The sequence below is a fragment of the Priestia sp. 53B2 genome (assembly GCF_056099005.1).
Genome location: NZ_JBLZXA010000008.1, coordinates 601,763 through 628,264, shown reverse-complemented (window position 1 = coordinate 628,264; position 26,502 = coordinate 601,763). Strand labels below are relative to the sequence as shown.

Sequence of the window (26,502 nt, the reverse complement as noted above, 5' to 3'; positions counted from 1 at the left end):
CGGCAATCTAGCAATTTAGAGGTTTACATTGAAACGTCATTTGATATGAGAAAAAACAGGCATGCGTGTATCTCTAATTTAAAAAAATGTGTGACAACCATATTTTAGTTGAAGGAAAATCCGAACGATGAATAGAGATTCTTGATGGAGAATCAAATTCGTTCGGATTTTTTTAAAGTTATGGTGATTGTAGATTTCATTTATATAGTTAATTCTAGCGGTTGATTGGAGAGCAAGGCGAAGACTCCTGCGGGAAAAGCGGAATAGGTGAGACCCTGCAGGAGCGTACGCGACGAGGAGGCTCACCGGCCGCCCGCGGAAAGCGAAGCCTTGCATGGAAATCAATAGTGGTGTCACAAGCCATCCATACTATCTCATTTGTTCTTATTTAGATTGGATTGATTTCATTATGTCTCATTCTCTTTTTTTATTTGATAGATTCAAAAGATTCTTGGCATAGTTTTTGTACTCTATCATACACTCTATTAAGCGATTAATAGGAGGAAGACAATGAGAAAAAAACAATTGCCATTATCATATGCAAGACATTTTCAAGAAAACAGTTCTATTTATTTGTTTGTGACCGTGCTGTTTTTAATGGGAATCATTTTTGGGGCTATTGTTGTAAATAGTTTGACGCTTGATCAAAAAGAAGACCTGTACTTCTATTTAAACCGGTTTTTCGGACAGGTAAAGAGTGGAGAAGTAGCAAGCAGCGTTGAAATGTTTCAGCAAAGTTTTTTTCATAATGTTAAATACTTAGGGCTCATTTGGATATTAGGAATCGCCATTATTGGTTTGCCTGTAGTGTTAATTCTGCTGTTTTTAAAAGGAATGGTGATTGGTTTTACCGTAGGCTTTTTAGTCAATCAAATGGGACTCTCTGGGTTTGCGCTATCTTTTGTATCTGTTATGCCGCAAAATATCTTTCTCATACCGGCATTTCTGATCTTGTCTGCAGCTTCAGTTGCCTTTTCTTTGAAGCTTGTGCGGCAGCAATTCTTTAAAAAAGCAGCGGAGCCAATTTCCGCATCCTTTTTACGCTATAGCGGCACGATGATTGCAATGATATGTTTGGTTGCCTGTGCGGCTACAGTTGAAGCCTACGTATCACCTACTTTAATGAAAAGTGTAATGGCTCTATTAAATAAGTAAGAATAAGTATTAAGTAAAAAGAATTCTTTTTTCTTATTAATAATAACTTTATTTTGACACCCTCGACACATCTGATATAATGGATTAGTGAATGGCGAGGGAGGGAATAATTATGGAAAGTCGAATTGAGCGAATTAAGCAGCAGTTGCACTCAGCTAGCTATAAATTGACACCTCAACGTGAGGCGACTGTAAGAGTACTTCTTGAACATGAAGAGGATCATTTAAGTGCCGAAGATGTATATCTCCTCGTCAAGGAAAAGTCTCCGGAAATTGGATTGGCAACTGTTTATCGTACGTTAGAATTGTTAACTGAACTTAAAATTGTTGATAAAATAAACTTTGGCGATGGCGTTTCTCGCTACGATTTAAGACAAGAAGGAGCCGCACACTTTCATCATCACCTTGTGTGTATGGAATGTGGATCTGTGGACGAAATTCAAGAAGATTTGCTTGAAGACGTTGAAGAAATTGTGGAAAAGCAATGGAATTTTAAAATTAAAGATCACCGCTTGACATTTCATGGCATTTGCCATCGCTGTCAGGATAAAGAAGACAAGCAGTAAAAGCCTTTTCCCTAATGGAGAAGGTTTTTTGTTGTACATAAATAGAAAAAAATAACGAGGTTACAAGCTACATGGTTTTATAGAAAGAAAGGAAATGACCAGGAGAGAACTCAGCGTGTAAAGGCAAGAAACATGTATAAAACCTGTCCCAATTGGCATATCTTCTAATAGAATCAAAAATTGGAGGAATTGTTTCGTGAAATCATGGGCTGAAATGGTATATAATACATGTAAAGTATTTATCTTATTTACCGGGTTTACTCTTTTGTTTTATTTTGGAATGATATGGGTATCTCAAGAGTATCAAAATTATAAACGTTATGATGAGCCGTCGGGTTCAGCAGTTAAGGTCATGCAAGCAAGTGTGAACAAAGATCAGACGTGGCTAGAGCGTTTATTTATGTTTTATCAAAACGGGGAGTAGAGGCTATTGAATGATCAAATTCAAGATTTTATTCATTATTTAGTAGTAGAGCGGGGACTGGCAAAAAATACGATTGATTCATATGAACGAGACTTAAAAAAGTATGCTCAATATTTAGAGCATGTAGAGCAGCTGAAATCATTTAATGAAGTAACAAGACTCCACATCGTTAATTTTTTGAAATATTTAAGTGATCAGCAAAAGTCATCTAAAACGATTGCGAGACATGTGGCTTCAACTAGATCTTTTCATCAATTCTTACTAAGAGAAAAAGCAGCGGATACAGATCCATCCGTTCATATTGATACTCCGCAGCTTGAGCGCAAGCTGCCAAAAGTGCTAAATGCAGAAGAAGTAGAGGCGCTGTTAAATGTGTTTGATACTTCGATGCCTTTTGGCATACGAGACAGAGCGATGCTTGAGTTGCTTTATGCTACTGGAATTCGTGTGTCTGAACTCGTTAACTTAAATATTGATGATGCACATTTGACGATGGGATTTATTCGTTGTATCGGAAAAGGGAATAAAGAAAGAATTGTCCCCATAGGAAGGTTGGCAACGGAGGCTATCGAAGAGTATTTACAGCATAGCCGGAGTGTTTTAACAAAGCAAAAGGAACAGGACAAAGCACTCTTTGTTAATCATCACGGAAGGCGTTTAACAAGGCAGGGGTTTTGGAAAATATTAAAAAAGTTAGCTTCTGAAGCAAAAATTGAAAAAGAATTAACTCCTCATACGTTACGGCATTCGTTTGCTACTCATTTGTTAGAGAACGGTGCGGACTTGAGAGCCGTTCAAGAAATGCTCGGGCATGCGGATATTTCGACCACTCAAATTTATACACATGTTACAAAAGCACGTTTAAAAGATGTATACAATCAGTTTCATCCGCGAGCGTAGGAAGATTCCAATGTCCAATGAGTTCATAGACATTGGTTTTTTTGATTGAAAACACTTTCATTCATGTGTACAAAAAAATAAAAAGCGTCTATACTAATAGAGAGGTCAGACTTCTGACCAATAAGAGAAGATGGTTAAATTATTTCCAAAAGGGAATTTTATAGAGAATAAATAAATTGATATTTGGAGGGAATAAAATGGCGCATACATATAAACGCGTATTTTTAATTGTCATGGATTCAGTGGGTATCGGTGAATCACCGGATGCTGAAAAATACAATGATAAAGGTGCTGATACGTTTGGTCATATTGCAGAGCACTGCAACGGTCTTCGTATGCCTAATATGGCTAAGCTTGGCCTAAGCAATATCCGTGAAATTAAAGGAATCGATAAAGCCGAAAAACCGTTGGCTTACTATACAAAAATGCAGGAAGCTTCTGCAGGGAAAGATACAATGACAGGGCACTGGGAAATTATGGGTCTTAATATTGATACGCCTTTTAATGTGTTTCCAGACGGATTTCCAGAAGAGCTGATTTCACAATTAGAAGAAAAAACAGGTCGGAAAATCATTGGGAACAAACCAGCGTCTGGTACAGAAATTTTGGATGAGCTAGGAAAACAGCATATGGAAACAGGTGACTTAATCGTCTATACATCAGCGGATTCTGTTTTGCAAATTGCTGCTCATGAAGAAATTGTTCCAATTGATGAATTGTACAAAATTTGTGAGATTGCTCGTGAATTAACGCTTGATGATCCATATATGATTGGACGTGTTATCGCTCGCCCGTTTTTAGGTGAACCAGGCAATTTCACACGTACATCCAATCGTCATGACTATGCATTGAAGCCTTTTGGACGTACAGTAATGAATGAATTAAAAGACAATGACATTGATGTTATTGCTATCGGTAAAATTTCTGATATTTACGACGGAGAAGGGGTAACAAAATCTCTTCGTACCAAATCGAACATGGACGGCATGGATAAGCTAGTTGATACATTAAACATGGACTTCACAGGCTTAAGCTTCTTAAATTTAGTTGATTTTGATGCTCTCTATGGTCATCGCCGCGATCCACAAGGATATGGGCAAGCGCTTGAAGAATATGATGCACGCTTAGAAGAAGTATTTGATTTATTAAAAGAAGATGATTTATTGATTATTACAGCTGATCATGGAAATGACCCTGTTCATCATGGGACAGACCATACGCGTGAATACGTGCCGCTTCTTGTGTACAATAAAGGCATGCAAGAAGGAAAAGAACTTTCTATTCGTCAAACGTTTGCGGATATTGGCGCAACGGTAGCAGAAAATTTTGGCGTAGCAATGCCTAAGCATGGAAAAAGTTTTTTAAAAGAGTTGAATTAAGCAGGGGGAATGGAGTATGAAAAAAGAATATATCGAAAAAGCAGCAGCATATATTAAAAATCAATCAGCTGTTACACCAACAATTGGGCTTATTTTAGGTTCTGGACTAGGGGTATTAGCTGACGAAATTGAAGGCGCGGTAAAAATTCCGTATAACGACATTCCTGAGTTCCCGGTTTCAACAGTTGAAGGTCACGCAGGTCAATTAGTAATAGGTACTATTCATGACGTACCGGTTGTAGCTATGCAAGGACGTTTTCACTTTTATGAAGGGTACGCCCTTGATAAAGTAACATTTCCAGTGCGCGTAATGAAAGAAATCGGTGTAGAAACGTTGATTGTAACGAATGCAGCGGGGGGAGTAAACGAATCCTTTAATCCAGGAGACTTAATGATTATTTCTGATCATATTAATAACTTTGGAACCAACCCTTTGATTGGACCTAATGACTCTGATTTTGGAGTAAGGTTCCCGGATATGTCAACTGCTTACTGCAAGGATCTTCGTCAATTAGCGAAGAAAGTAGGAGCTGATTTAAATATCGCCTTACAAGAAGGTGTATATGTCGGAAATACAGGTCCAACATATGAAACGCCTGCTGAAGTGCGCATGCTTCGCATTATCGGGGGAGACGCGGTCGGTATGTCTACAGTGCCAGAAGTTATTGTGGCACGCCATGCAGGTATGAAAGTACTAGGTATTTCTTGTATTTCTAATATGGCAGCTGGTATTTTAGATCAGCCGTTAAATCATGAAGAAGTAATTGAAACGACTGAAAAAGTAAAACAGCAGTTTTTATCGCTTGTAAAAGAAGTAGTAAAGCAGCTTCCAGATTATCAAAAATAAGAAGAAAATATGACTTCAAGCATCGAGAATTTCTCGATGCTTTTTTTATTTCCCTTAGTATAAATCGATTATACCTTGGAAAAAATAGGTTGTATAAAGAATGGAGGTTTGTGGAGATGAAGCGAACTATTGTAAAGTTACTCGTTGTCATATTTTTATTTCCACTTATGACGCAACCTGTTTTAGCCGCAGAAAAAAAGAATTCTGAGCTTGCTGACAGTGCTAGGTCAGCTATTTTAATTGAACGGGATACAGGAAAAATTCTATACGAAAAAAATAGTAATCAAGAACTTCCCCCTGCCAGTATGACTAAAATTATGACAATGATTTTAATTATGGAGGCTTTGGATAAAGGGAAAATTACCTTAAAAGATAAAGTGCGAGCAAGTGAATATGCTGCTTCAATGGGAGGCTCACAAATCTTTTTAGAGCCCGGAGAAGAAATGACGGTAAATGATTTGCTAAAAGGGATTGCGATAGGTTCTGGTAACGATGCTTCTATGGCAATGGCTGAATATTTAGCTGGATCAGAAGAAAAATTTGTAGCAAAGATGAACCAAAAAGCGAGAGAGCTTGGTTTGACTCATACAAAATTTCAAAATCCGACAGGCCTGCCCGTAGAAAATCACTATAGTACAGCTCATGATATGGCCATGATGGGCAGAGAGCTGCTAAAGTATGAAAAAATTATTAACTATACAAGTAAATACGAAGCTTATTTGCGCACGGATACGGATAAGAAGTTTTGGTTAGTAAATACAAATCGCTTAGTGAAGTTTTATCCCGGCGTTGATGGACTCAAAACGGGATTTACAGGTCAAGCCAAGTATTGCCTAACAGCTACCGCTAAAAAGGGAAATATGCGTGTGTTAGCGGTTGTATTCGGTGCAAGCACGCCAAAAGATCGCAATAATCAAGTAACCAAAATGTTAGACTACGCATTCAGTCAATATACAACGAAGCCTTTATACAAAAAAGGAGACGTTATTACCAAGATAGATGTAAACAAGGGTAGCGAAGATCAGGTAACAGCTGTTACGTCCGAGCCTATTTCTGTTTTATTGAAAAAAGGAAATGCAGCCAAAGCCGTTAAAACAGAAGTGAAAATGAACGAGAAGCTAAATGCGCCTATTCAAAAAGGTGACAAAATTGGAACGTTGACCATTAAGAAGGATAACAAAGTAGTTAGTTCTTCACCACTTCTTGCAAAAGAGGATATCGATGCTGCTTCTTGGTGGAAGATATTCAAACGTACATTCTCTATTTTCTCTCAAACATCTTAAACAGCTAAATGTGACGAAATAGAACTAGTTTTGTCGGTGAGAAGGATTCTATTCTGTCGGCAGCGAAAGACTGACTATAAGATTTCCGAGGAGGTTTGTATAGTGAGTCTTTCGATTGAATTGGAATTCAAACAAGATGTCTTGTTGGTTCGATTAACAGGAGAATTAGATCATCATACGGCAGAAGAGCTAAGAAGCAAAATCACCGAAGCGATAGAGAAGGAATCTATCAGCCATTTGATTTTAAATCTACAGCATTTAACCTTTATGGACAGCTCTGGCTTAGGGGTTATTTTAGGGAGATACAAACAGGTTCATAATAACGGCGGGGAAATGGTTGTATGCGCTATTTCTCCTGCCGTAGAACGTTTGTTTAATATGTCAGGCTTATTTAAAATTATTCGTTTTGAACCTAATGAAGAAAACGCGCTTCAAAAATTGGGGGTGGCATAATGAAAAATCAAATGAACCTCCAATTTTCCGCGCTTAGTCAAAATGAATCGTTTGCTCGCGTCACAGTAGCATCATTTATTACGCAGTTAGATCCAACAATGGATGAGTTAACAGAAATTAAAACAGTCGTATCTGAAGCAGTAACAAATGCTATTATTCACGGCTATGAAAGCAATCCGGATGGTGTGGTATACATTTCTGTGACGCTTCATGAAGACGGTTTAGTCGAGCTGATGATTCGTGATGAAGGAATTGGTATCGATAACGTGGATGAAGCCAAGCAGCCTTTATACACAACGAAACCAGATCTAGAACGTTCTGGAATGGGTTTCACCATAATGGAAAACTTTATGGACGAAATTCGAGTGGAGTCTACTGTATTAGAAGGTACGACCTTATATTTAAAAAAGCACTTAACAAATAGTAAAGCGCTATGTAATTAAGGAGACTTGCCAATGGATGTGGAGGTCAAAAAAAATAAAAACGAACCGTATTTAAAGGATCATGAAGTTAAAGACCTCATCAAGCGCAGTCAGCAAGGTGATCAAATTGCACGAGATACAATCGTCCAAAAAAATATGCGGCTCGTTTGGTCGGTTGTTCAACGTTTTATTAACCGTGGTTATGAGCCCGATGATTTATTTCAAATTGGATGTATAGGGCTATTAAAGTCCGTTGATAAATTTGACTTATCGTATGATGTTAAATTTTCAACATATGCTGTTCCAATGATTATTGGTGAAATTCAGCGATTTATTCGTGATGATGGCACGGTAAAGGTTAGCCGTTCTCTGAAAGAAATGAGCAATAAAATACGTAAAGCAAAAGACGAGCTTTCCAAATTACTTGGACGTGTCCCTACAGTCGCTGAGGTTGCAGAACATTTGGATCTCACTCCTGAAGAAGTAGTGCTAGCTCAAGAAGCTAATCGTGCTCCTTCGTCTATTCACGAGACCGTCTATGAAAATGATGGAGATCCAATTACCCTTCTTGACCAAATTGCTGATCATACGGAAGCGAAGTGGTTTGATAAAATTGCCTTAAAAGAAGCAATTGAAGAACTTGATGAGCGTGAAAAGCTCATTGTCTATTTAAGGTATTACAAAGATCAAACTCAGTCCGAAGTGGCCGCAAGGCTGGGGATTTCTCAGGTTCAGGTATCGAGGCTTGAGAAGAAAATCTTAAAACAAATGAAGCTGCATATGAATGATACGTAATACTTAAGAAGCAATCTGTTTTGCTATTCAAAGAAGAATAGTGAAACGGGTTGCTTTTTTTATTTGGTAATTAATGGTCTGTTCAGAAACGTGAATTAGAAAATTTAAGAAAATCCATACTACACGTACAGGGAGATAATGAATCGTAAGGTGTGATATGAATGGAAAACGTTCTTTATCTTAAAATGAGGCATCGTATTCAAGTAAAACCTGATGAGGCTGTAAATATTGGACAATTAGCAATGGTTATAGCAGGAGATTCCGTTCAAAAGCAAATTGAAAAGCTAGTTGTATATCAAGTAAGTATGAGTGATCGAAATATTATCATTGTTGATTTAATGAAGGTAATTGAAAAAGTTGCCTCTCAGTATCCGCATTTAGACATTCAGACGATTGGACCTGCTCAAACGATTGTAGAAGTCGTGTATAAAAAGAAACAATATTCCTTTTTGTTTTTTCTAGCTGTTTGGTTTCTTCTCTTCATCGGAGCTGCTTTAGCGATTATGAACTTCCACGAAGATGTGAGTATGAGACAAGTACATCAAAAATTGTTCTATATGCTGACCGGCCTGAGAGATAAGCAGCCTTTGCTGATTCAAGTGCCTTACTCTATCGGTTTAGGCCTGGGAATGATTCTGTTTTTTAACCACGTCTTTAGAAAACGAATTAATGAAGAGCCTAGTCCTCTCGAAGTCGAAATGTTTAATTACCAGCAAGACTTAGATCAATACGTCATTATGCACGAGAATAAAGAAAGTATGAAAAAAATTGATGATCATTAACATTGTGATGACCATTGTAATTGGACTTGCGGGAGGACTGGCTGCAGGTGCTGGGTTTGTAGCATTTTTAACGGTGCTGGGCATCATTCCGCGTTTGATGCAGCTGACCAAAACCATGAAATACATTCAAGCATATGAATGGGGAGTCGTGGGTGGTGCTGTTACAGGCGGGTGGTGCAGTCTTCATCAATACACGTGGCAGTTTCCTGCGGTGCTTATTATGATCATAGGTCTAACGAGCGGTATTTTTATCGGGATGCTGGCAGCAGCGTTAACAGAAGTGCTTAATGTATTGCCGACGTTAACGAAACGAATAGGAATGGAAGGCAAGCTTATTTTATTGTTAATGGCCATTGTACTAGGCAAAGTATGCGGATCATTATTTCATTGGATTTATTTTGTTAATCAATAAGAAAAGGATGTATGTAATATGGCAAATAATCAAAAATTAAAAGATAACTATCAAGAAAGCATTAAACCATTTCAGCCTAAACCTTCATATGTGGCAAATTGTCTAAAAGCCTTTTTGGTAGGGGGAATCATTTGTACATTAGGACAGGTAATTCAAAATTTCTATATTGCATTTTTTGACTTTAATGAAAAAAATGCAGGTAATCCTACCGTCGCAACACTTATTTTAATATCCGCACTCTTAACGGGGTTTGGGATATACGATCGTATTGGTCAATTCGCAGGTGCAGGTTCAGCCGTTCCTGTTACGGGTTTTGCCAATTCCATGACGAGTGCAGCGCTTGAACATCGTAGTGAAGGAATTGTTCTCGGAGTTGCGACAAACATGTTCAAGCTGGCCGGAAACGTCATTGTATTTGGAACGGTTTCCGCTTACATTGTAGGAATCATTCGCTACCTTTTTAAAACTTATTTGCTATGAAAAGAGGGGGATTATGAGAAAAACTGGAAAGCAAACGTGGGTTTATGAAAATCCTATTTACATTAATGCTACAGGAACAGCAGTAGGACCAAAAGAAGCAGATGGACCGTTAGGAGAAACATTTGATATTACACATAAAGATTTGCACTGTGAAGAAGACAACTGGGAGTTAGCTGAAAGAAGACTGATGACGGAGTCAATTGATTCCTGCTTGCAAAAAATAAATTTATCATATGAAGACGTTGATTTGTTTTTGGCCGGAGATTTATTAAATCAAAACGTAACGGCTAATTTTGTAGCTCGGCATAACCAAATTCCATTTCTATGTATGTTTGGCGCTTGCTCCACATCAATGGAAACGCTCGCAACGGGAGCAGCTCTTGTGGATGCGGGATTTGCTAATCGTGTTATTGCATCAGCGAGCAGTCATAACGCAACGGCTGAGCGCCAATTTCGAAATCCTACCGAGTACGGAGGACAAAAACCAGATACAGCAACGGCAACCATTACGGGAGCAGGGGCAGCGCTTGTCTCGAAAGAAAAAGGTATTGTGCGTCTGACGTCTGCAACGATTGGTCGGGTGATGGATTATGGTATTAAAAACGCAAACGACATGGGTTCCGCTATGGCACCAGCTGCTGCAGATACCATTCAAAGGCATTTGGAAGACTTAAACGTCTCTCCAAGCGAGTATGATCTTATTTTAACAGGAGATTTATCTGGTGTAGGAAGTCCAATCTTAAAACAGCTGCTCAAGGACGAAGGCTACGATATATCAACCAATCATAATGATTGCGGATTAATGGTATATCGCCCTGACCAAAATGTATTTGCAGGAGGAAGCGGCTGCGGCTGCTCGGCTATTGTCACGTATGGGCATATTTTAAATGAATTAAAATCCGGAAACTTAAAGAAAGTGTTTATGGTGGCAACAGGAGCTCTTTTAAGTCCAACGATGATTCAGCAAAAAGAGTCAATTCCAACAATTGCTCATGGCGTCGTCTTAGAACATATTGGGGAGGGATGATCAATGGAATATGTAATAGCTTTTGTTGTAGGAGGAATCATTTGCGTTATTGGGCAGCTGCTGCTTGATCTTGCTAAGCTTACTCCAGCGCACGTTATGAGTTCGTTTGTAGTTGCAGGAGCAATTTTAGATGGATTTGGTCTTTATGATAAGTTAATTGAATTTGCTGGCGCCGGAGCGACGGTTCCAATTACAAGCTTTGGTCATTCATTGCTGCACGGAGCGATGAAGCAAGCGGATGACCATGGATTTATTGGGATTGGGATTGGGATTTTTGAACTTACCTCGGCTGGAATTTCAGCAGCTATTTTATTTGCTTTTATTATTGCGTTAATCTTTAAACCGAAAGGATAAAAGATTATGACAAAAAGAAGGATCATTATTGTAACCGATGGCGATGAATATGCACGCAAAGCAATTGAGCATGTAGCTAAATCGGTTGGTGGCAGGTGCATTTCGAGATCATATGGAAACCCTACTACGTTAACAGGCAGTCAAACGGTAGATTTAATCCTTCAAGCACCATATGATCCCGTCTTTGTGATGTTCGACGATAGCGGTTTCTTAGAGGAAGGACCAGGGGAAATTGCTTTGCTGCACGTAGCAAAGCATCCTCAAGTAGAAGTTCTTGGAGTGATCGCCGTGGCATCACGTACTCATCAAAGCGAATGGACAAGAGTGGATGTGACCATTGATCGTTTTGGGGAAATATCGCATTACGGCGTGGATAAAAGCGGAATTCAAGAGTTAGAAGTCGGACGAATTAATGGAGATACAGTTTACTGCTTGGATCAGCTCGATATTCCCTTAGTTGTAGGAATAGGGGATATCGGCAAAATGGCTAGGATGGATGATGTTAAACTGGGATGTCCTATTACAGAAAAAGCAGCAAGACTTATTTTAGAAAGGAGCGGTTCGTTTGGGTAAGCCAGCAGAGCAGAAAACAGCTATTTTTTCAAAAGTACAAAAAAACGATCAGTGGTTCAAAGAAAACGCTAGTATGAACACAAGCTTTGATGTGGGCGTGCGTAAACTACTTATTTTGGATCGAGAAGTTCATGTTTACTATGTAACAGGACTGTGCGATAGTTCATTTATTATTGAAATTACAAAAGTGCTCGTTCAAATTAATGATAATGAAGTTGAACGAGCAAAGCTAAAGGATATTGTTGAAAACCGTCTTATTCATCAGCAAGTAAAGCCTTTAAAGACGCTGGATGATGGAATGGTTTCGGTTTTATCAGGACTGCTATTCGTTTTAATTGACGGTGAAGAAGTTGGCTTTGAAGTCGATGTGCGTACATATCCTGGCAGATCCCCTGAAGAAGCGGATACAGAGAAAGTGATTCGCGGAGCAAGAGATGGATACACGGAAAACATCATTATTAATACAGCGTTAACAAGAAGACGAATTCGTGACGGAAGATTTCGCTTTGAAATTATGAAGGTAGGCGAACGATCGAAACTGGACGTAGCGATTGGGTACATAAAGGGGGTAGCTGATCCAGGACTGGTTAAACTTATAAAAGATGAACTGGAAGCTATCGATGTAGATGGTTTGCCGATGGCTGACAAATCAATTGAAGAGTTTTTAGTCAAACAAGGAATTAATCCTTTTCCAATGGTACGCTATACAGAACGTCCGGACACAGCAGCAGCTCATGTACTAGAAGGGCATGTGATCATTATTACCGATACGTCTCCAAGCGTTATTATTACGCCAACTACGCTGTTTCATCACGTGCAGCATGCAGAAGAATACAGGCAGTCTCCTTCTGTAGGTACCTTTATACGCTGGATACGGTTTTTAGGAATTCTTGCGTCTCTTTTCTTATTACCGCTATGGCTGTTATTTGTACTTGAGCCAGATCTGCTGCCGGCAAAATTACAATTTATTGGGCCAAACGAAGCAACAAATATTCCGACAGTTATCCAGATTTTCTTAGCCGATCTAGGGGTTGAGTTCCTGAGGATGGCCGCCATTCATACACCGACACCGCTTGCTACTGCTATGGGTTTAATTGCTGCAGCACTCATTGGACAGATTGCCATTGATGTAGGATTGTTTGTTCCGGAAGTTATTCTTTATGTAGCTATTGCGTCCATTGGTTCTTTTTCAACGCCAAGCTATGAGTTAGCAGTAGCAAATAAAATGCTGCGATTGTTTCTGTTAATTTTTGTGGCGGCCTTTCATACTCCAGGGTTTCTTATTGCAACAACGTGTATCCTTCTCTATATGGCGCGATTAAAATCGTTGAATACGCCTTATTTGTGGCCGTTTCTTCCATTCAACCCGCAGGCTTTATGGCAGATTATCATTCGCACACCGGTTCCTGGAGCAAATCCGCGTCCTAGTATTGTACATCCGCAGGACAAAGACCGCCAGCCTGCAAAACCTTAAACAAAATATGTGGTTGAAACCTGTATGAAGATGTGATAGATTTGTTTTAAATATGGAAAATAATAAATATTTAGACAGTTAGCAGCGAATTGCCGTTAACTGTCTTTTTTACACTATACATAGGAACGGGGTCTAAACATGTTTTTACACGGAACAAGTCGCATAAATAAGCAGGGTCATCTTGAAATTGGTGGAGTTGATACGGTTGAATTAGCATCAAATTTTGGGACACCCCTTTACGTATATGACGTAGCTTTAATTCGGCAGCGTGCTAGAGGATTTAAAGAAACATTTGAAAAGCATGGGGTAAAAGCACAGGTCGCTTATGCAAGCAAAGCTTTTTCTACAATTGCCATGGTTCAAGTTGTTCATGAAGAAGGTCTTTCGTTAGACGTTGTTTCGGGAGGGGAACTGTATACGGCTTTAGCAGCTGACTTTCCGAAAGAACGGATTCATTTTCATGGAAATAATAAAAGCCGAGCAGAACTAGAAATGGCCATCAAAGAAGATGTAGGATGCATTGTAGTTGATAATTTTTATGAAATTACATTGCTTCAGGAAATAACGGAACAGTATCAAAAAAAGATGCCTGTTCTTCTCAGATTAACACCCGGAATTGAAGCTCATACACATGATTATATCTTGACAGGGCAGGAAGACTCGAAGTTTGGGTTTGATCTTCAAAACGGTCAAGCAGACGAAGCTGTGCGTCTTGTGCAAAATAGCAAGGGGCTAGAACTTTTAGGTATTCACTGTCATATAGGATCTCAAATTTTTGAAACAACCGGATTTATTATGGCGACTCAAAAGCTTTTTGCAAAAATGAAAGAGTGGAAACAACGTATAGAATTTGTTCCGCAAGTATTAAATTTAGGCGGCGGCTTTGGCATTCGTTATACGGAAGAAGATCAGCCTATTCCTGTTTCGCAGTATGTGGAAGTTATTATAGAAGAGGTCAAAAAGCAGTCTAAACAGTTAGAGGTAGAAATCCCTGAAATTTGGATTGAGCCCGGCCGCTCTCTTGTAGGAGATGCTGGAACGACCCTGTATTCAATTGGTTCTCGTAAGCATGTACCTAATGTACGTGAATATGTAGCCATTGATGGAGGAATGAACGACAATATCCGTCCTGCGCTGTATCAAGCGAAATATGAAGCGGTCATTGCCAATCGAATGAGTGATGAGAGTGATGAGCTCGTATCTATTGCGGGTAAGTGCTGCGAATCGGGGGATATGCTGATGTGGGATGTACACCTTCCAAAAGCAAACCCAGATGATTTATTAGCGATGTTTTGTACAGGCGCATACGGTTATTCTATGGCAAGTCACTATAACCGTTTGCCAAAGCCAGCTGTGGTGTTCGTAGAAGATGGAGAAGCACAGCTAGTCGTAAAACGCGAAACGTATGAAGACATTGTAAAAAATGACGTGAAATACAAAGTGACGGTAAAAAAGTAACGGGTGATTAACGTAAAAAAAGAGCCTCTTGTTCAAGAGGCTCTTTTTTTTATGAGAATAACGATTTAATAGCATTAATAATATCAACAAAGAATTGCTTTAATTTATCAAGAAATGATTGGCCTTCTTCTGACTGAAGAAATGTTGTTACTTTTTCCTTTGTCGCGGAAAGTTGGTCTTTTACTTGATTCCAATCGATGTTCATATCTTTTAAGCGATTGAAAAAGTCAACAAGTGTATTAAGCTCTGAATCTGTTAATTTAATACCTAAATCATCAGCCACTCGCTGAATTAACGTGCGTAAATCGTCCTTTGTTTGAGGATTTTCTTTGGCAATTTCTTCTTTAATCGTTGCCATAAACTGCGCTGCTTTTTCTTTACCGATTTTTTCACCAAGCTCAGATGTCTGCACCATCTCTTCATTGGCTGCTTTTTTTACTTCTTCTGGGATTTTTTGATCTGTTTGAACTTCATATGCTTTCATAATACCTGTTAAAGCAGCTGTACCAGATACTTCAAATGGAGCGGTAATCTGGATTTTTGCATCTTTAACGCCGGCGGTCATCAAAGCATTAATATACATGTCGTCTGTAATACCATTAATATTTTGAGTTGATACGCTTAAACCTGAATCTTTTGAACCAAGGGTAATACTAGAAGATGAAATAGCACGAGATCCAATAGTAGCCTTTGGAATAAAGTCACCTAAATATTCATGCTCTTCTTGGTTTGTCACGGTTACTGTTTGAGCATTGCTTGGTGCATCAAGGTCATTTAATACCTGTTGCTTCTGAGAGCTGGTTAAGTCCTGACCTAATGTAATAATAACATCGCCCGGAGCAGCATCTGCAAAACTTTTTAAGGGTGCGGTTAGGAATAGAAGAAGACCTAATGTCACCATCATTGCTTTTATCGTTAATTTCAAACCTTTTTCCTCCTTTAATCCCATACTTGCCCTATTATAATACGGGCAGGTCTGAAGTAACAGAGTCAATTCATCATTTTCCCATAAATCAGTCTAGAGGCGTAGATTTCTATATGAAATGAAATCTATGTATCTCTATCACTGTATTAGACGGATGATACTATAAAAAGTTTCATCTCACAACTACTATTTTTTATTTAGAGCCCTACGAGAAGAAAGTGAAGAAGTGCATTCATTGAATTCATGAGCTTGTTTGTAGTAGAATAGAGTGAGCTTATAAATGTAAGTGTTCTACTCTAGGTGGCACTTACAACTTTTACGTTTTGCCGCTTTGATAGGAAAAAACAGAGCCTATAGCGGTACTAATACATATATTGGAGGTCATTTATATGAAAAAAGCAAGTATTCTAATGGAAAATGGCGAAAAAATTCTAATCGATTTATTTCCGAACGAAGCACCAGGAACAGTAGAAAACTTTGAAAAGTTAGCTAATGAAGGATTCTACAACGGCGTAACGTTCCACCGCGTTATCCCTGGATTTGTTTCTCAAGGAGGAGACCCAACTGGTACAGGTGCTGGCGGCCCTGGCTACTCAATTAAATGTGAAACAGAAGGAAACCCTCACAAACACGAAGCGGGTTCTCTATCCATGGCACATGCTGGTAAAGACACAGGCGGCAGTCAGTTCTTTCTTGTTCATGAGCCACAGCCTCATTTGAACGGTGTTCACACTGTATTTGGAAAAGTAACAGAAGGACTTGATACAGTGTTAAAAATGAAAAATGGCGACGTAATGAAAGAAGTAAAAGTCTGGGAAGAATAAGAGCATACTGCTATAAATGGATATTAGCTAATAAAACGTCATAACAACCTTTTACAGGGGGTTACGGCGTTTTTTCTTCGCGCAACAGCTCAAAAAGCGTAATAGATTAGGTTTCTCATACACGCATGACATAGGACAAGCTTTTGTGTAATATTGCTATTTACTTATAAATTTTGTATGATAAAAGCAGTAAAAAACGCAGCGCATTAATTTGTAGGAAAGTTTGAGGACGAGGGAGAATCGTATGCTTATTCGCTATAAACGAAACTATGAAAAAATTGCCATGGGTCTTCTATCGTTTGTACCTACGGAAAAAGATTTAAAAAAACTTCAACAAACGATGAAAGAATATGAGCAAAACGAACATTGGCAGCTGTATCTTTGGAAGCAAGAAGAAGATATTATTGGGATTGTTGGCATTTCCATGATCGATAAAAGTTTGATTGAGGTTCAACACGTCAGTGTAAACCCTTCACACCGCCAACAGGGCATTGGCAAAAAAATGATTAAAGCTCTTAAAGAAATGTATACGACTGCACAAATTAAGCCGAGTGAAATCATCGCTCCGTTTTATGAAAAGTGTCAGGCGGATGAATAAAGAAAAGCATGATTATGTGAGGTGTGAAAGCTTCTTTCACATCTTAGTCATCATAAAACAACAGGTAGCTTCTAGCTACCTGTTGTTTTGTTTTGCCAATAAGTTCGCTTGTCTTTCCGCAATCACATCTGAGCGATCTCGCGTGCTGTGACGATGAACAATCGCATCATTTTGCAGATTAGAAGCTGATAACCAGACAAGCTGTTTATCAGTGCTTCTTTGTTTGCAAGCTCGTAATAATGCTGGATCTTCAATGGGCAAGTTAATACTTTTATATGGCTGATAGGTATCGATTAAAGTTAATTGTTTGCGAAGAAGTTTAAGCAGTGAAGGAAAATTAAGTCCAAGCTGTGCAATATTTTCTTCTTCCTTCGTTAAAATTGCCAGCGCCTTTTGCATCGTTCTTTTGGCTCCGGCGAAATTTTGGCGTCGATGATGATAGAGTGAAACAGCAATTTGAATAAGGCCAACCCAAATAATATTGCGGTGTCCTCTTTCGTCTTTTTTCCAGTGTTCTTCTAGCAGTTCATGACATTCAAAGTAATCCCGGTCGCCATGAAAATGAACTAAATAATCAATATAGGCTTGTGAATACAATCTTGTTCCCTCCTGGTAAGACTCTATATGTAGTGTATCACAAAAATTAGCTATTCATCAGCGCGGTGCATTTAAAGAGACAAACGTGCTCAAGGTATGGCGAACACGTTTGTTTTTATTCAATATGTGTGGTTAGAAGCGTAAGCAAGAACAACCAACAATAATTAATAAAATAAACAGTACAACAATTAAAGCGAAACCGCTACCGTATCCACAAGATTTTTCACCCATGCGAGTTCCTCCTTCAGCCATTTCAAAATCTTATTACCTTGACATCATATGTATGTTTAAACTTTTTGTATGGGCAAATGACCTATTTTTACGTTAATTTGTATTGGACATGTGTCTATAATCCTCTATACTAATGATAGTAACGTTATATAAAGCAGCAGAAATGATAAGCAATTGAAAAGTGTTGGTGAGATAAAAGTGGAGTATAGTGTAAAAGTAGATGCGTTTGAAGGACCTTTAGATCTTCTTCTGCATTTGATTAACCGATTTGAAATTGATATTTACGATATCCCAGTAGCGACAATTACTGAGCAATATATGATGTTTATACATACAATGAATGAGCTTCAGCTAGACGTTGCCAGTGAGTATCTAGTCATGGCAGCAACTTTGCTTCAAATTAAAAGTAAAATGCTTCTGCCTACGTATGAAGAAGATATGGATGAAATTGAAATGGTCGATGAAGAAGATCCGCGTGAAGAATTGATGCAGCGCTTAATTGAATATCGAAAGTTTAAAGAAGCGGCTGTAGAGCTTCAAAAGCTGGAAGAAGACCAAAGTCATGTGTATACAAAACCTCCAAGTAATGTGCAAATAAATGCAGAAGAACGTACGCAGCCTCAGGATGAAGGATTGGATATATCACTGTATGATATGCTAAGTGCTTTTCAAAAATTGATGAAACGAAAGCAAAACAAAAAGCCTATGCAGACGAAAATAGCAAGGCAAGACATTCCAATTGACAAGCGCATGAGTGAAATTGTGAATGAATTAAAAGCCTTTAAAGGGAAAAAAAGTTTTTATCAGCTGTTTCCTTATCAAGAGCGTGATCATATTGTTGTAACGTTTTTAGCTGTGCTGGAATTAATGAAAGAAAATGAAATCTTTGTGGAACAGCAGCACAATCTAGACGAGCTTTATGTATCGTATCGAGAAAGGAATGAAGAGGAATGACAACGAATAATCTACAGGCTATTATTGAGAGCTTACTTTTTGTTTCTGGTGATGAAGGTCTATCCATTAGCCGGTTAGCTGAGATTATAGAAAAGCCTCATGAAGACATTCAAGGTGCTTTGGAGAGCTTAGAGCAAGAGTGTAAGTTCAGAGGAGTTACACTTGTTGAAATAGGAGGGGCCTATCAGCTTGTCACAAAAAAAGACTATGCACCATATATTGAGAAGCTCGTAGAAGCTCCCGCTAATCAATCATTATCACAAGCAGCGCTTGAAACGTTAGCTATTGTAGCGTATAAGCAGCCAATTACAAGAGCTGAAATCGAAGAGATTCGCGGAGTGAAAACGGAAAGACCTCTTCAAACTTTAATTGGAAAGGTTTTATTAAAAGAAGTGGGACGAGCGGAAGGCGCAGGGCGGGCCATCTTATACGGAACGACAAAAGAATTTTTAGGCTATTTTGGCCTTAAAAGTATCGAAGAGCTGCCGCCGCTTCCAGAAGATTTATTACAAGAAGGAACCGATCAAGAAGCAGATTTGTTTTTTCAATCGTTTCAAGAAATGAAGTGAAAATGTAAAAGAACATAGAATTTTTTCTATGTTCTTTTTTGCATGGACAAATCTTTTCATTCATAACCAAAAAAGACGAGCATAAACTTGTACAAACAGGTAGAGGGACGGGGATGACATGAAAAGAAGCAAAAAAAGTATCATCTATCTATTTATTGTATTGCTATGTCTCAGCGGTTGGCCTTCCACATCATCTGCAGCGGGGAGCGTAAGTGCTCATAGTGCTATTTTGATGGAACAGAAATCAGGGAGAGTGTTATATGCTAAAAATGCAGATCAAGTTAGCCGAATTGCTAGCATTACAAAAATTATGACAGCAGTACTGGCGATTGAATCTGGCAAAATAAATAAAACAGTTACCGTTAGCCACAACGCAGTTGGTGTTGAAGGTTCTTCTGTGTATTTAGTTGAAGGTGAAAAAATAAAATTAAAAGATTTAGTATATGGCTTGATGCTTCGTTCAGGTAATGATGCTGCTGTAGCTATCGCAGAAGCGGTTGGAGGAAGCGAAGATGGATTTGTTTATTTGATGAATAAAAAAGCAGAAGAAATTGGCATGACAAATACAACATTTCAAAACCCGCATGGGTTAGACGATCATGAAAATCATCGCTCAACCGCGCACGATATGGCTCTGCTCATGCGCTATGCAATGAATAATAAAATTTTCAAAGAGATTTCAGGAACAAAAGTCTATCGAATGAAGCATCCTGAAGAGAAATGGGATCGAGTGTGGAAAAACAAAAATAAACTGCTGACAACACTATATGCATACTGTACTGGCGGAAAAACAGGATATACAAAATTAGCAAAACGAACGCTTGTGACAACTGCTACAAAGGATGGAATGGATTTAATCGCCGTAACGATTAATGCCCCAGATGATTGGAACGATCACATTTCCATGTATGAAAATGCATTTGATAAATATGATATGACCAGTTTAGCTGAAAAAGGCGAATTGGCCGATATAAAGGATTCTTTCTATAAAGATCAGTTGTATATTAAACGAAATGTCGTCTATCCGCTCACAAAGAAAGAAAAAAGCTCTGTAGAAGTGAAAACAACGTTAATTCAGCCTAAAAAGCAGTGGAAAGAAACAGGGGAAGTTCCAAATGTGGTAGGAAAGCTCGATATTTATAGAAGTGGAGAGACGATTGACAGTGTTCCAATTTATTTCGAAAAGCAGTCCGAGCAGCAAAAAGGTTTTTTTGATAGAGTGAAGCGATTAATGTTTATTCAGTCTGGAGCCAAAACAGATGGTTAATATTATTTGGATGCTGCTGACCATTATCGGAATTGTTTTTGCGATTATAAATGGAAAAATTGGTGATGTAAACAAAGCAATTTTTCAAGGAGCAGGCGAAGCAGTGACCATCAGCATTGGATTAATCAGCGTGCTGGTCTTTTGGTTAGGGATGATGAATATTGCTCAAAGTGCAGGGCTTCTCGACAAGTTAGCGAAATTGTTTCGACCCATCATTACAAGACTTTTCCCTGATGTTCCAAAAGATCATCCGGCCTTAGGGTACATATTGTCCAATATGATGGCGAATATGTTTGGACTCGGGAATGCGGCAACTCCTCTTGGCATTAAAGCGATGGAGCAGCTTAAAAAGCTAAACGGCGATAGAGACGAAGCAAGCCGTTCTATGATCACACTTTTAGCACTTAACACAACCAGTTTAACACTTATACCAACCACAGTTATTGCAATTCGAATTACGTATAACTCGGCTAATCCTACTGAAATTGTCGGTACCACGCTTTTAGCAACTGTTGTAGCTACGATAGGAGCTATCATCATTGATCGCTTCTTTTATTATCGACGTACACGAAAAGGAGGAAAACGAAAATGACTATGCTTAATCAAGTATCATTGATGTTTATTCCTCTTATCGTAGGATGCATTTTACTTTATGGAACCTATAAAAAAATTCCTACGTATGAAAAGTTTGTAGAGGGTGGGAAAGACGGATTACAAATTGCTTTTTCCATCATTCCTTACTTAGTCGGCATGTTAGTGAGCATCTCTATTTTTCGAGCTTCAGGAGCGCTTGATTTTTTCTTATCTGTTTTAAAACCTATGCTGCAAGCAGTCGGCGTTCCGGCTGAAATTGTACCTTTAGCTCTTATCAAACCGATATCTGGAACGGCTGCTCTTGGTATCACGACGGATCTAATTTCTACATACGGACCTGATTCTTTTATCGGTCGTTTGGCATCGACCATGCAGGGAAGTACAGATACCACATTTTATATTTTAACGGTTTATTTCGGAGCGGTTGGCATTAAAAAAATGGGAGATGCGCTGAAGGTTGGTTTACTGGCAGATTTGGTAGGAATTATTGCCTCAGTTGTCATTGTAATCCTTGTGTTTGGTCGGTAAGAAATCGAAAATTCTACCTCTGAGTGGCAAATAGACTTGTGTATTACTTCGTAAACAAGTAAGATGTTACAAGAGGTGAAGTGTTAATGGAACGATTACAAAAAGTGATTGCTCACGCAGGTGTAGCATCAAGACGTAAAGCTGAAGAATTAATCGGCCAAGGCCGAGTGAAAGTAAATGGAAAAGTTGTAAGAGAATTGGGCACGAAAGTAGGTCCTAACGATAAAATTGAAGTAGATGAAGTGCCGGTAGAAAGCGAAGCGCCCGTTTATTTTATGTTATACAAACCAAGAGGCGTAATTTCAGCTGCTAACGACGACAAGGGAAGAAAAACAGTCGTTGACTTCTTTCCACATGTAGAAGAAAGAATTTATCCAATTGGACGTCTAGACTATGATACGTCGGGTTTACTTCTTTTAACAAACGACGGTGAATTTGCTAATCAGCTAATGCACCCTAAATTTGAAGTGGACAAAGTGTATGTGGCTAAAATTAAAGGAATTCCAAGTCGTGAAAAAATCAGACAGCTGCAGCGCGGTGTGATGCTAGAGGACGGAAAAACAGCACCAGCTCGTGCAAAAGTTCTTTCTATTGATAAAAGCAAGCAGACGGCGATTGTGGAATTGACGATTCACGAAGGGAAAAATCGTCAAGTACGTCGCATGTTCGATGCAATTGGGCATTCTGTATTAAAATTAAAACGTGAACGCTACGGACCTTTAGATTTACGCGGATTAAATGCAGGAGAAGCTCGTGAGCTTACAGCGCATGAAGTCAAACAATTATATTCAATGTCTCAAACAGGTAAGTAATTTTCACTTACCTGTTTTTTTTTATGAAAAATGTCGTGAATTAGAAAAACAAGCAAGGTTTTTTGAAAAAATGTCGAACTTGTAGAATCAGAGGAAGACTTCACAGAAACGTCGAAATATTATTGGAAAGCCACTACCACAAAAATGATATAATGGTAGAAAAAAGCATATTGAAAGCGGTTAAAAGGAGTTCGTGCCATGAAAAAAAAGCGCTTGATTATTCGAACAGTTATATTAGCAGTTTTGCTGTGCGCGGTTGGATATACCCTTTATGCTCAATTTTTTGCTGATAAACAAAAGGTATCAGTAGGAGATAAGGCACCTGACTTTATATTAAGAGATGTTAATGGAGAAACTCATCAGCTATCAGATTACAAAGGCAAAGGAGTTTTTTTGAATTTTTGGGGAACATGGTGCAAGCCCTGTAAACAAGAGATGCCGGCTATGGAAAAGCAGTATGCATCATATAAAAAGCAAGGTGTTGAAATTCTAGCTGTTAACGTTGCAGAAACGAATATAGCAGTAGAGCAATTTGCTAAACAGTATAGGCTATCTTTTCCGATTTTGATGGATAAAGATTCACAAGTTTTGGGTGCATACGGAATAGATCCTCTACCGACTACATTTTTAATTGATAAAAACGGAAAGATTGTAGATAGTTTTATTGGGGGATTGGAAGAATCTAAAATAAAAGAATATATGGAAGAAATTAAACCATAGGGAGTGTTGACAATGAAACACGTAAAATGTGAATGTGGACACGTTAACCCGCATGGTACGATTTTGTGTGAAGCCTGTGGTAAGCCGATTGCAGAAGAAACAACTGATAAATTAGTAGATATGCGTTATGAAGGAAGCGCAAGGCGATCGCAAACGTACAATAAAACAGTTATCGATAAAATATGGAACTTTTTCTCTTCTGTAAAAGTAGGTATTTGGATCATTATTGTGACGCTTGTTGCGTCTGCAGTCGGAACCATTTATCCTCAAGAAGCTTACATACCTCCTAATGTGACAGCAGATGAGTATTACCAAAAGGAATATGGATGGACAGGAGAGCTTTATTATAAGTTAGGCTTTCATCATCTCTACGAATCGTGGTGGTACTTGCTTTTAATTGCTGCTTTAGGAATGTCGTTAGTCATTTGCAGTTTAGATCGAGTAGTGCCTTTGTACCGAGCTCTAAAAAAGCAGAGTGTAACAAAACATCCAAACTTCTTAAAAAGACAGCGTTTATATAGCACTTCATCATCGTGGACGGATCAAGATTATGAACATGTAAAAAGCATGCTTAAAAAAAGAAGATACTCTATTCGTGAAGAAAACGGCAATCTGCTGGCTGAAAAAGGACGCTTCTCAAGATGGGGTCCATACGTTAATCATATCGGTCTCATTATCTTTTTACTAGGTGCTATGCTTAGATTTGTACCAGGTATGTATATAGATGAAGTTCTTTGGATCCGTGAAGGTGAAACAAAAGTTATTCCTGGGACGGACGGAGAGTATTTTTTGAAAAACCATCGTTTTACTGTTGAAACGTATGATAAAGATAGCGAAAGCGCCGTGTTTCAAGAAGCAATTGATCGTGCAGGGAATAATAAAGTAGCCAAAAAATATGAAGCGGATGTTAGTTTGTATAAGCGCGGAGGAAAGCTTATACCGGGAGCAGATCCAAAGTTAAAGAAAATAAAAGATTCAGAGATTCGTGTGAATCAGCCGCTTAAGTTTGAAGGATATGCCATGTACCAAGTGGACTTCAAGTTAAATGAGTTTAGCTCTATGTCTTTCCATTTAACAGATAAAAATGCAAATAGAAACGTTGGTTCACTTACAGTAGATTTACATAATCCAAAAGAAACATATGATTTAAAAAACGGATATAAAGTCAAGCTCATGAGTTACTTTCCAGACTTTTTCTTTGATGATGAAGGAAATCCAAATACAAAGACCAGAGTGCCTAACAATCCGGCTTTTGTATTTAAAATGATTACGCCTCAGCATAAAAAAGGGGAAGTTGCTTTTGTGGGAATTAGAGAGAACTTGGAGCCGCTAGGAAATAACGATTATAAAATGACCTTTGCTGGTGTGGAAACGAAAAATGTAACGGGATTAACCGTTCGCAGAGACTATACGCTTTGGTTTTTAGGAATTGGCGGAGCCATCTTTATGATTGGTGTGATTCAAGGGATGTATTGGAATCATCGCCGCATGTGGATTCAAAAAGTCGATAATGAGATATGGTTGGCCGCACATACAAATAAAAACTGGTATGGGCTTAAAAAAGAACTAAATGGTTTATTAGAATCAACATCCCTTACACAGCTGAAGGACCAAAATGATAAAGAAACAAAATAGGAGGAAAAAGCATGGATTACGCGAGTATAAGTAGTAATTTACTGTATGTGGCGTTTATTGCTTATTTAGTTGCAACCTTTTTTTTCGGAGGAGCTATTCGAGATAAGCGAGCAGCTCAAAAGAAAACAAAGTGGGCAACGTTTGGAATTGCGGTTACCATCATCGGCTTTATTGCACAGATTGGCTACTTTATTACAAGGTGGATTGCATCAGGCCACGCTCCTGTTAGTAATTTATTTGAATTTACGACGTTTTTTGGCATGATGCTTGTTGGCGCATTTATTGTTATTTACTTTATTTATCGTCTTAGCATGCTTGGACTGTTTGCATTGCCGGTGGCTCTTTTGATCATTGCTTATGCAAGCATGTTTCCAACTGAAATTACGCCGCTGATACCGGCTCTTCAAACGAATTGGCTGCATATTCACGTCACAACTGCAGCTACTGGTGAAGCCGTGCTTTCCATTAGCTTTGTTGCAGGATTGATTTATTTAATCAAAACAATTGACCAATCCAAGCGAAATAAAAAAGCATTTTGGCTGGAATTCATCCTGTATACGCTTATTAGTACGCTTGGGTTTGTAGCGGTGACGCTGGCTTTTAATGCGGCTCACTACGAGTCATCATTTAATTGGATTAATAAAAGTGGAGAACAAGAGCAAGTCGTATATCATATGGTTCCGCTAGTGGGGCCGCATCAAAGTGAGTGGACAGACGGGAACGATATACAGCCGCTTATTGATATGCCCGCTATTATCAATGCTAAAAAATTAAATACGGTTATTTGGTCGTTAGCCGGTGGCTTTGTATTATATTGGCTAGTTCGTTTCATTTTACGGAAGCGAATTGGAGCCGCGCTGCAGCCGCTTGTGAAGCAGGTAAACAGCGACTTGCTTGATGAAGTAAGCTACAGAGCAGTGGCAATTGGGTTTCCTATTTTTACACTAGGGGCACTTATTTTCGCTATGATTTGGGCTCAGATGGCCTGGACGCGCTTTTGGGGGTGGGACCCTAAAGAGGTATGGGCGCTGATCACCTTTTTATTTTACGCCGCTTTTCTTCATCTTCGGCTGTCTAAAGGATGGCACGGTGAAAAATCAGCTTGGCTGGCAGTTGGCGGGTTTGCCATCATTATGTTCAATTTAGTGGCTGTGAACCTAATTATTGCAGGTTTACATTCATATGCGTAACCTTTAAAAGTAGAATAGAGGCTGAAACAAAGATATTTTAGTTGAAGGAAGATCCGAACGAATGAGATTCTTGATGGAGAATCTCATTCGTTCGGATTTTTTCATTGAGATGGTGAACGTAGGGTTCATGTATGTAGGTGCTTATAGCCGTGGAACAAGCGATCCCTACTAGCTTCTTTATTTTATTTATTCAGCTGTAGATTGCATGGATTTCGTTGCGTCTCAGCTTCTTTTGGGTAAAAAAAGCTGTTTTTCGTAAAGGTGTTCACGAATTG

33 protein-coding genes are annotated in these 26,502 nt (G+C 38.7%); 30 read left to right on the top strand and 3 right to left on the bottom strand.

Annotated features, from left to right (window positions below; genetic code table 11):
• Positions 1–221 precede the first annotated feature (221 nt).
• The 19 genes from ACN6NE_RS06590 to lysA all read left to right on the top strand — a co-directional run bounded on the left by ACN6NE_RS06590 (position 222) and on the right by lysA (position 14,783).
• Positions 222–392 carry a hypothetical protein gene (locus ACN6NE_RS06590; protein WP_474324936.1) on the top strand — a complete coding sequence of 57 codons (171 nt, stop codon included), beginning with the start codon at positions 222–224 and terminating at the stop codon, positions 390–392.
• A 118-nt stretch (positions 393–510) separates the two neighbouring features.
• Positions 511–1,155: a stage II sporulation protein M gene (gene spoIIM / locus ACN6NE_RS06585; RefSeq protein ID WP_025750451.1), complete on the top strand. Its 645-nt coding sequence runs from the start codon at positions 511–513 to the stop codon at positions 1,153–1,155.
• Positions 1,156–1,267: 112 nt separating this feature from the next.
• Positions 1,268–1,720, top strand: a complete 453-nt coding sequence (gene fur / locus ACN6NE_RS06580) for a ferric iron uptake transcriptional regulator (protein WP_013059082.1) — start codon at positions 1,268–1,270, stop codon at positions 1,718–1,720.
• Positions 1,721–1,916: 196 nt separating this feature from the next.
• Positions 1,917–2,144 carry a YqzK family protein gene (locus tag ACN6NE_RS06575; RefSeq protein WP_013059081.1) on the top strand — a complete coding sequence of 76 codons (228 nt, stop codon included), beginning with the start codon at positions 1,917–1,919 and terminating at the stop codon, positions 2,142–2,144.
• A gap of 6 nt (positions 2,145–2,150) precedes the next feature.
• On the top strand, positions 2,151–3,044 hold the full coding sequence (gene xerD, locus ACN6NE_RS06570) for a site-specific tyrosine recombinase XerD (RefSeq protein ID WP_474324934.1): 894 nt from the start codon (positions 2,151–2,153) through the stop codon (positions 3,042–3,044).
• Between the two features lie 197 nt (positions 3,045–3,241).
• Positions 3,242–4,423 carry a phosphopentomutase gene (gene deoB, locus ACN6NE_RS06565; RefSeq protein WP_013084939.1) on the top strand — a complete coding sequence of 394 codons (1,182 nt, stop codon included), beginning with the start codon at positions 3,242–3,244 and terminating at the stop codon, positions 4,421–4,423.
• Positions 4,424–4,439: 16 nt separating this feature from the next.
• Entirely contained in the window at positions 4,440–5,270 is an 831-nt protein-coding gene (locus ACN6NE_RS06560; RefSeq protein ID WP_129704665.1) for a purine-nucleoside phosphorylase, read from the top strand.
• 116 nt (positions 5,271–5,386) lie between these two features.
• The gene (locus ACN6NE_RS06555) at positions 5,387–6,553 is read left to right on the top strand and encodes a D-alanyl-D-alanine carboxypeptidase family protein (RefSeq protein WP_474324932.1); all 1,167 of its coding nucleotides are present in this window, start codon (positions 5,387–5,389) and stop codon (positions 6,551–6,553) included.
• 102 nt (positions 6,554–6,655) lie between these two features.
• Positions 6,656–7,006, top strand: a complete 351-nt coding sequence (gene spoIIAA, locus ACN6NE_RS06550) for an anti-sigma F factor antagonist (protein ID WP_013084936.1) — start codon at positions 6,656–6,658, stop codon at positions 7,004–7,006.
• Positions 7,006–7,449: an anti-sigma F factor gene (gene spoIIAB / locus ACN6NE_RS06545; RefSeq protein WP_474324930.1), complete on the top strand. Its 444-nt coding sequence runs from the start codon at positions 7,006–7,008 to the stop codon at positions 7,447–7,449. Before spoIIAA ends, spoIIAB begins: the two co-directional genes overlap by 1 nt.
• Positions 7,450–7,461: 12 nt before the next feature.
• Positions 7,462–8,223, top strand: a complete 762-nt coding sequence (gene sigF / locus ACN6NE_RS06540) for an RNA polymerase sporulation sigma factor SigF (protein WP_013059074.1) — start codon at positions 7,462–7,464, stop codon at positions 8,221–8,223.
• A gap of 161 nt (positions 8,224–8,384) precedes the next feature.
• A complete protein-coding gene (locus ACN6NE_RS06535) occupies positions 8,385–9,005 on the top strand; it encodes a stage V sporulation protein AA (protein WP_014458300.1) in 621 nt (206 codons plus the stop codon).
• Positions 8,995–9,417 carry a stage V sporulation protein AB gene (locus ACN6NE_RS06530; protein WP_014458301.1) on the top strand — a complete coding sequence of 141 codons (423 nt, stop codon included), beginning with the start codon at positions 8,995–8,997 and terminating at the stop codon, positions 9,415–9,417. The genes ACN6NE_RS06535 and ACN6NE_RS06530 overlap by 11 nt, the downstream gene beginning before the upstream one ends.
• An 18-nt stretch (positions 9,418–9,435) precedes the next feature.
• Positions 9,436–9,897 (top strand): stage V sporulation protein AC, encoded by a 462-nt coding sequence (spoVAC, locus tag ACN6NE_RS06525; protein WP_097824563.1) that lies wholly within the window; start codon positions 9,436–9,438, stop codon positions 9,895–9,897.
• Between the two features lie 13 nt (positions 9,898–9,910).
• A complete protein-coding gene (gene spoVAD / locus ACN6NE_RS06520) occupies positions 9,911–10,924 on the top strand; it encodes a stage V sporulation protein AD (protein WP_116073541.1) in 1,014 nt (337 codons plus the stop codon).
• 3 nt (positions 10,925–10,927) lie between these two features.
• A complete protein-coding gene (spoVAE, locus tag ACN6NE_RS06515; RefSeq protein WP_016765503.1) occupies positions 10,928–11,278 on the top strand; it encodes a stage V sporulation protein AE in 351 nt (116 codons plus the stop codon).
• Positions 11,279–11,284: 6 nt separating this feature from the next.
• Positions 11,285–11,851, top strand: coding sequence for a stage V sporulation protein SpoVABEA (spoVAEA, locus tag ACN6NE_RS06510; RefSeq protein WP_057233562.1), 567 nt, complete (start codon positions 11,285–11,287; stop codon positions 11,849–11,851).
• Positions 11,844–13,325: a spore germination protein gene (locus ACN6NE_RS06505; protein ID WP_474324928.1), complete on the top strand. Its 1,482-nt coding sequence runs from the start codon at positions 11,844–11,846 to the stop codon at positions 13,323–13,325. The genes spoVAEA and ACN6NE_RS06505 overlap by 8 nt, the downstream gene beginning before the upstream one ends.
• Before the next feature lie 138 nt (positions 13,326–13,463).
• The gene (gene lysA, locus ACN6NE_RS06500) at positions 13,464–14,783 is read left to right on the top strand and encodes a diaminopimelate decarboxylase (protein WP_474324927.1); all 1,320 of its coding nucleotides are present in this window, start codon (positions 13,464–13,466) and stop codon (positions 14,781–14,783) included.
• A gap of 49 nt (positions 14,784–14,832) precedes the next feature.
• Here the strand turns inward: lysA and ACN6NE_RS06495 are convergent, their stop codons facing one another.
• Positions 14,833–15,708 (bottom strand): DUF1002 domain-containing protein, encoded by an 876-nt coding sequence (locus ACN6NE_RS06495; RefSeq protein WP_013059065.1) that lies wholly within the window; start codon positions 15,706–15,708, stop codon positions 14,833–14,835.
• 389 nt (positions 15,709–16,097) lie between these two features.
• On the opposite strand from ACN6NE_RS06495, the gene ACN6NE_RS06490 reads away from it, so the two are divergent.
• Both ACN6NE_RS06490 and ACN6NE_RS06485 read left to right on the top strand, forming a co-directional pair.
• The gene (locus tag ACN6NE_RS06490; RefSeq protein ID WP_013059064.1) at positions 16,098–16,532 is read left to right on the top strand and encodes a peptidylprolyl isomerase; all 435 of its coding nucleotides are present in this window, start codon (positions 16,098–16,100) and stop codon (positions 16,530–16,532) included.
• 244 nt (positions 16,533–16,776) lie between these two features.
• Entirely contained in the window at positions 16,777–17,130 is a 354-nt protein-coding gene (locus tag ACN6NE_RS06485; protein WP_115654886.1) for a GNAT family N-acetyltransferase, read from the top strand.
• Between the two features lie 75 nt (positions 17,131–17,205).
• Here the strand turns inward: ACN6NE_RS06485 and ACN6NE_RS06480 are convergent, their stop codons facing one another.
• Together ACN6NE_RS06480 and ACN6NE_RS06475 are read right to left on the bottom strand one after the other, a co-directional pair.
• On the bottom strand, positions 17,206–17,727 hold the full coding sequence (locus ACN6NE_RS06480) for a DUF309 domain-containing protein (protein ID WP_129704655.1): 522 nt from the start codon (positions 17,725–17,727) through the stop codon (positions 17,206–17,208).
• 132 nt (positions 17,728–17,859) lie between these two features.
• Positions 17,860–17,958 carry a YjcZ family sporulation protein gene (locus tag ACN6NE_RS06475; RefSeq protein WP_170836726.1) on the bottom strand — a complete coding sequence of 33 codons (99 nt, stop codon included), beginning with the start codon at positions 17,956–17,958 and terminating at the stop codon, positions 17,860–17,862.
• Positions 17,959–18,156: 198 nt separating this feature from the next.
• On the opposite strand from ACN6NE_RS06475, the gene ACN6NE_RS06470 reads away from it, so the two are divergent.
• From ACN6NE_RS06470 to ccsB, 9 genes are all read left to right on the top strand, one after another.
• A complete protein-coding gene (locus tag ACN6NE_RS06470) occupies positions 18,157–18,912 on the top strand; it encodes a segregation/condensation protein A (RefSeq protein ID WP_129704653.1) in 756 nt (251 codons plus the stop codon).
• Positions 18,909–19,481: an SMC-Scp complex subunit ScpB gene (gene scpB / locus ACN6NE_RS06465; protein ID WP_013084925.1), complete on the top strand. Its 573-nt coding sequence runs from the start codon at positions 18,909–18,911 to the stop codon at positions 19,479–19,481. The genes ACN6NE_RS06470 and scpB overlap by 4 nt, the downstream gene beginning before the upstream one ends.
• 118 nt (positions 19,482–19,599) lie before the next feature.
• Complete coding sequence (locus tag ACN6NE_RS06460) at positions 19,600–20,748, top strand: D-alanyl-D-alanine carboxypeptidase family protein (protein ID WP_474324926.1); 1,149 nt, start codon at positions 19,600–19,602, stop codon at positions 20,746–20,748.
• Positions 20,741–21,340 carry a nucleoside recognition domain-containing protein gene (locus ACN6NE_RS06455; RefSeq protein WP_013059057.1) on the top strand — a complete coding sequence of 200 codons (600 nt, stop codon included), beginning with the start codon at positions 20,741–20,743 and terminating at the stop codon, positions 21,338–21,340. The genes ACN6NE_RS06460 and ACN6NE_RS06455 overlap by 8 nt, the downstream gene beginning before the upstream one ends.
• Positions 21,337–21,870: a spore maturation protein gene (locus ACN6NE_RS06450; RefSeq protein ID WP_013084923.1), complete on the top strand. Its 534-nt coding sequence runs from the start codon at positions 21,337–21,339 to the stop codon at positions 21,868–21,870. Before ACN6NE_RS06455 ends, ACN6NE_RS06450 begins: the two co-directional genes overlap by 4 nt.
• A gap of 86 nt (positions 21,871–21,956) precedes the next feature.
• The gene (locus ACN6NE_RS06445; protein ID WP_013059055.1) at positions 21,957–22,682 is read left to right on the top strand and encodes a pseudouridine synthase; all 726 of its coding nucleotides are present in this window, start codon (positions 21,957–21,959) and stop codon (positions 22,680–22,682) included.
• Between the two features lie 198 nt (positions 22,683–22,880).
• Positions 22,881–23,402, top strand: coding sequence for a thiol-disulfide oxidoreductase ResA (gene resA / locus ACN6NE_RS06440; protein WP_129704647.1), 522 nt, complete (start codon positions 22,881–22,883; stop codon positions 23,400–23,402).
• Between the two features lie 12 nt (positions 23,403–23,414).
• Positions 23,415–25,037: a cytochrome c biogenesis protein ResB gene (gene resB / locus ACN6NE_RS06435; protein WP_474324925.1), complete on the top strand. Its 1,623-nt coding sequence runs from the start codon at positions 23,415–23,417 to the stop codon at positions 25,035–25,037.
• A gap of 11 nt (positions 25,038–25,048) precedes the next feature.
• The gene (gene ccsB / locus ACN6NE_RS06430; RefSeq protein WP_129704643.1) at positions 25,049–26,227 is read left to right on the top strand and encodes a c-type cytochrome biogenesis protein CcsB; all 1,179 of its coding nucleotides are present in this window, start codon (positions 25,049–25,051) and stop codon (positions 26,225–26,227) included.
• Positions 26,228–26,502 lie beyond the last annotated feature (275 nt).

Bases quoted from the DNA above. Each gene is read 5' to 3' on its own strand.
- spoIIM (WP_025750451.1), top strand. From the start codon at position 511: ATGAGAAAAAAACAATTGCCATTATCATATGCAAGACATTTTCAAGAA.
- fur (WP_013059082.1), top strand. From the start codon at position 1,268: ATGGAAAGTCGAATTGAGCGAATTAAGCAGCAGTTGCACTCAGCTAGC.
- deoB (WP_013084939.1), top strand. From the start codon at position 3,242: ATGGCGCATACATATAAACGCGTATTTTTAATTGTCATGGATTCAGTG.
- ACN6NE_RS06560 (WP_129704665.1), top strand. From the start codon at position 4,440: ATGAAAAAAGAATATATCGAAAAAGCAGCAGCATATATTAAAAATCAA.
- ACN6NE_RS06555 (WP_474324932.1), top strand. From the start codon at position 5,387: ATGAAGCGAACTATTGTAAAGTTACTCGTTGTCATATTTTTATTTCCA.
- spoIIAB (WP_474324930.1), top strand. From the start codon at position 7,006: ATGAAAAATCAAATGAACCTCCAATTTTCCGCGCTTAGTCAAAATGAA.
- sigF (WP_013059074.1), top strand. From the start codon at position 7,462: ATGGATGTGGAGGTCAAAAAAAATAAAAACGAACCGTATTTAAAGGAT.
- ACN6NE_RS06535 (WP_014458300.1), top strand. From the start codon at position 8,385: ATGGAAAACGTTCTTTATCTTAAAATGAGGCATCGTATTCAAGTAAAA.
- ACN6NE_RS06530 (WP_014458301.1), top strand. From the start codon at position 8,995: ATGATCATTAACATTGTGATGACCATTGTAATTGGACTTGCGGGAGGA.
- spoVAC (WP_097824563.1), top strand. From the start codon at position 9,436: ATGGCAAATAATCAAAAATTAAAAGATAACTATCAAGAAAGCATTAAA.
- spoVAD (WP_116073541.1), top strand. From the start codon at position 9,911: ATGAGAAAAACTGGAAAGCAAACGTGGGTTTATGAAAATCCTATTTAC.
- spoVAE (WP_016765503.1), top strand. From the start codon at position 10,928: ATGGAATATGTAATAGCTTTTGTTGTAGGAGGAATCATTTGCGTTATT.
- spoVAEA (WP_057233562.1), top strand. From the start codon at position 11,285: ATGACAAAAAGAAGGATCATTATTGTAACCGATGGCGATGAATATGCA.
- lysA (WP_474324927.1), top strand. From the start codon at position 13,464: ATGTTTTTACACGGAACAAGTCGCATAAATAAGCAGGGTCATCTTGAA.
- ACN6NE_RS06490 (WP_013059064.1), top strand. From the start codon at position 16,098: ATGAAAAAAGCAAGTATTCTAATGGAAAATGGCGAAAAAATTCTAATC.
- ACN6NE_RS06485 (WP_115654886.1), top strand. From the start codon at position 16,777: ATGCTTATTCGCTATAAACGAAACTATGAAAAAATTGCCATGGGTCTT.
- ACN6NE_RS06475 (WP_170836726.1), bottom strand. From the start codon at position 17,958: ATGGGTGAAAAATCTTGTGGATACGGTAGCGGTTTCGCTTTAATTGTT.
- scpB (WP_013084925.1), top strand. From the start codon at position 18,909: ATGACAACGAATAATCTACAGGCTATTATTGAGAGCTTACTTTTTGTT.
- ACN6NE_RS06460 (WP_474324926.1), top strand. From the start codon at position 19,600: ATGAAAAGAAGCAAAAAAAGTATCATCTATCTATTTATTGTATTGCTA.
- ACN6NE_RS06455 (WP_013059057.1), top strand. From the start codon at position 20,741: ATGGTTAATATTATTTGGATGCTGCTGACCATTATCGGAATTGTTTTT.
- ACN6NE_RS06450 (WP_013084923.1), top strand. From the start codon at position 21,337: ATGACTATGCTTAATCAAGTATCATTGATGTTTATTCCTCTTATCGTA.
- ACN6NE_RS06445 (WP_013059055.1), top strand. From the start codon at position 21,957: ATGGAACGATTACAAAAAGTGATTGCTCACGCAGGTGTAGCATCAAGA.
- resA (WP_129704647.1), top strand. From the start codon at position 22,881: ATGAAAAAAAAGCGCTTGATTATTCGAACAGTTATATTAGCAGTTTTG.
- resB (WP_474324925.1), top strand. From the start codon at position 23,415: ATGAAACACGTAAAATGTGAATGTGGACACGTTAACCCGCATGGTACG.
- ccsB (WP_129704643.1), top strand. From the start codon at position 25,049: ATGGATTACGCGAGTATAAGTAGTAATTTACTGTATGTGGCGTTTATT.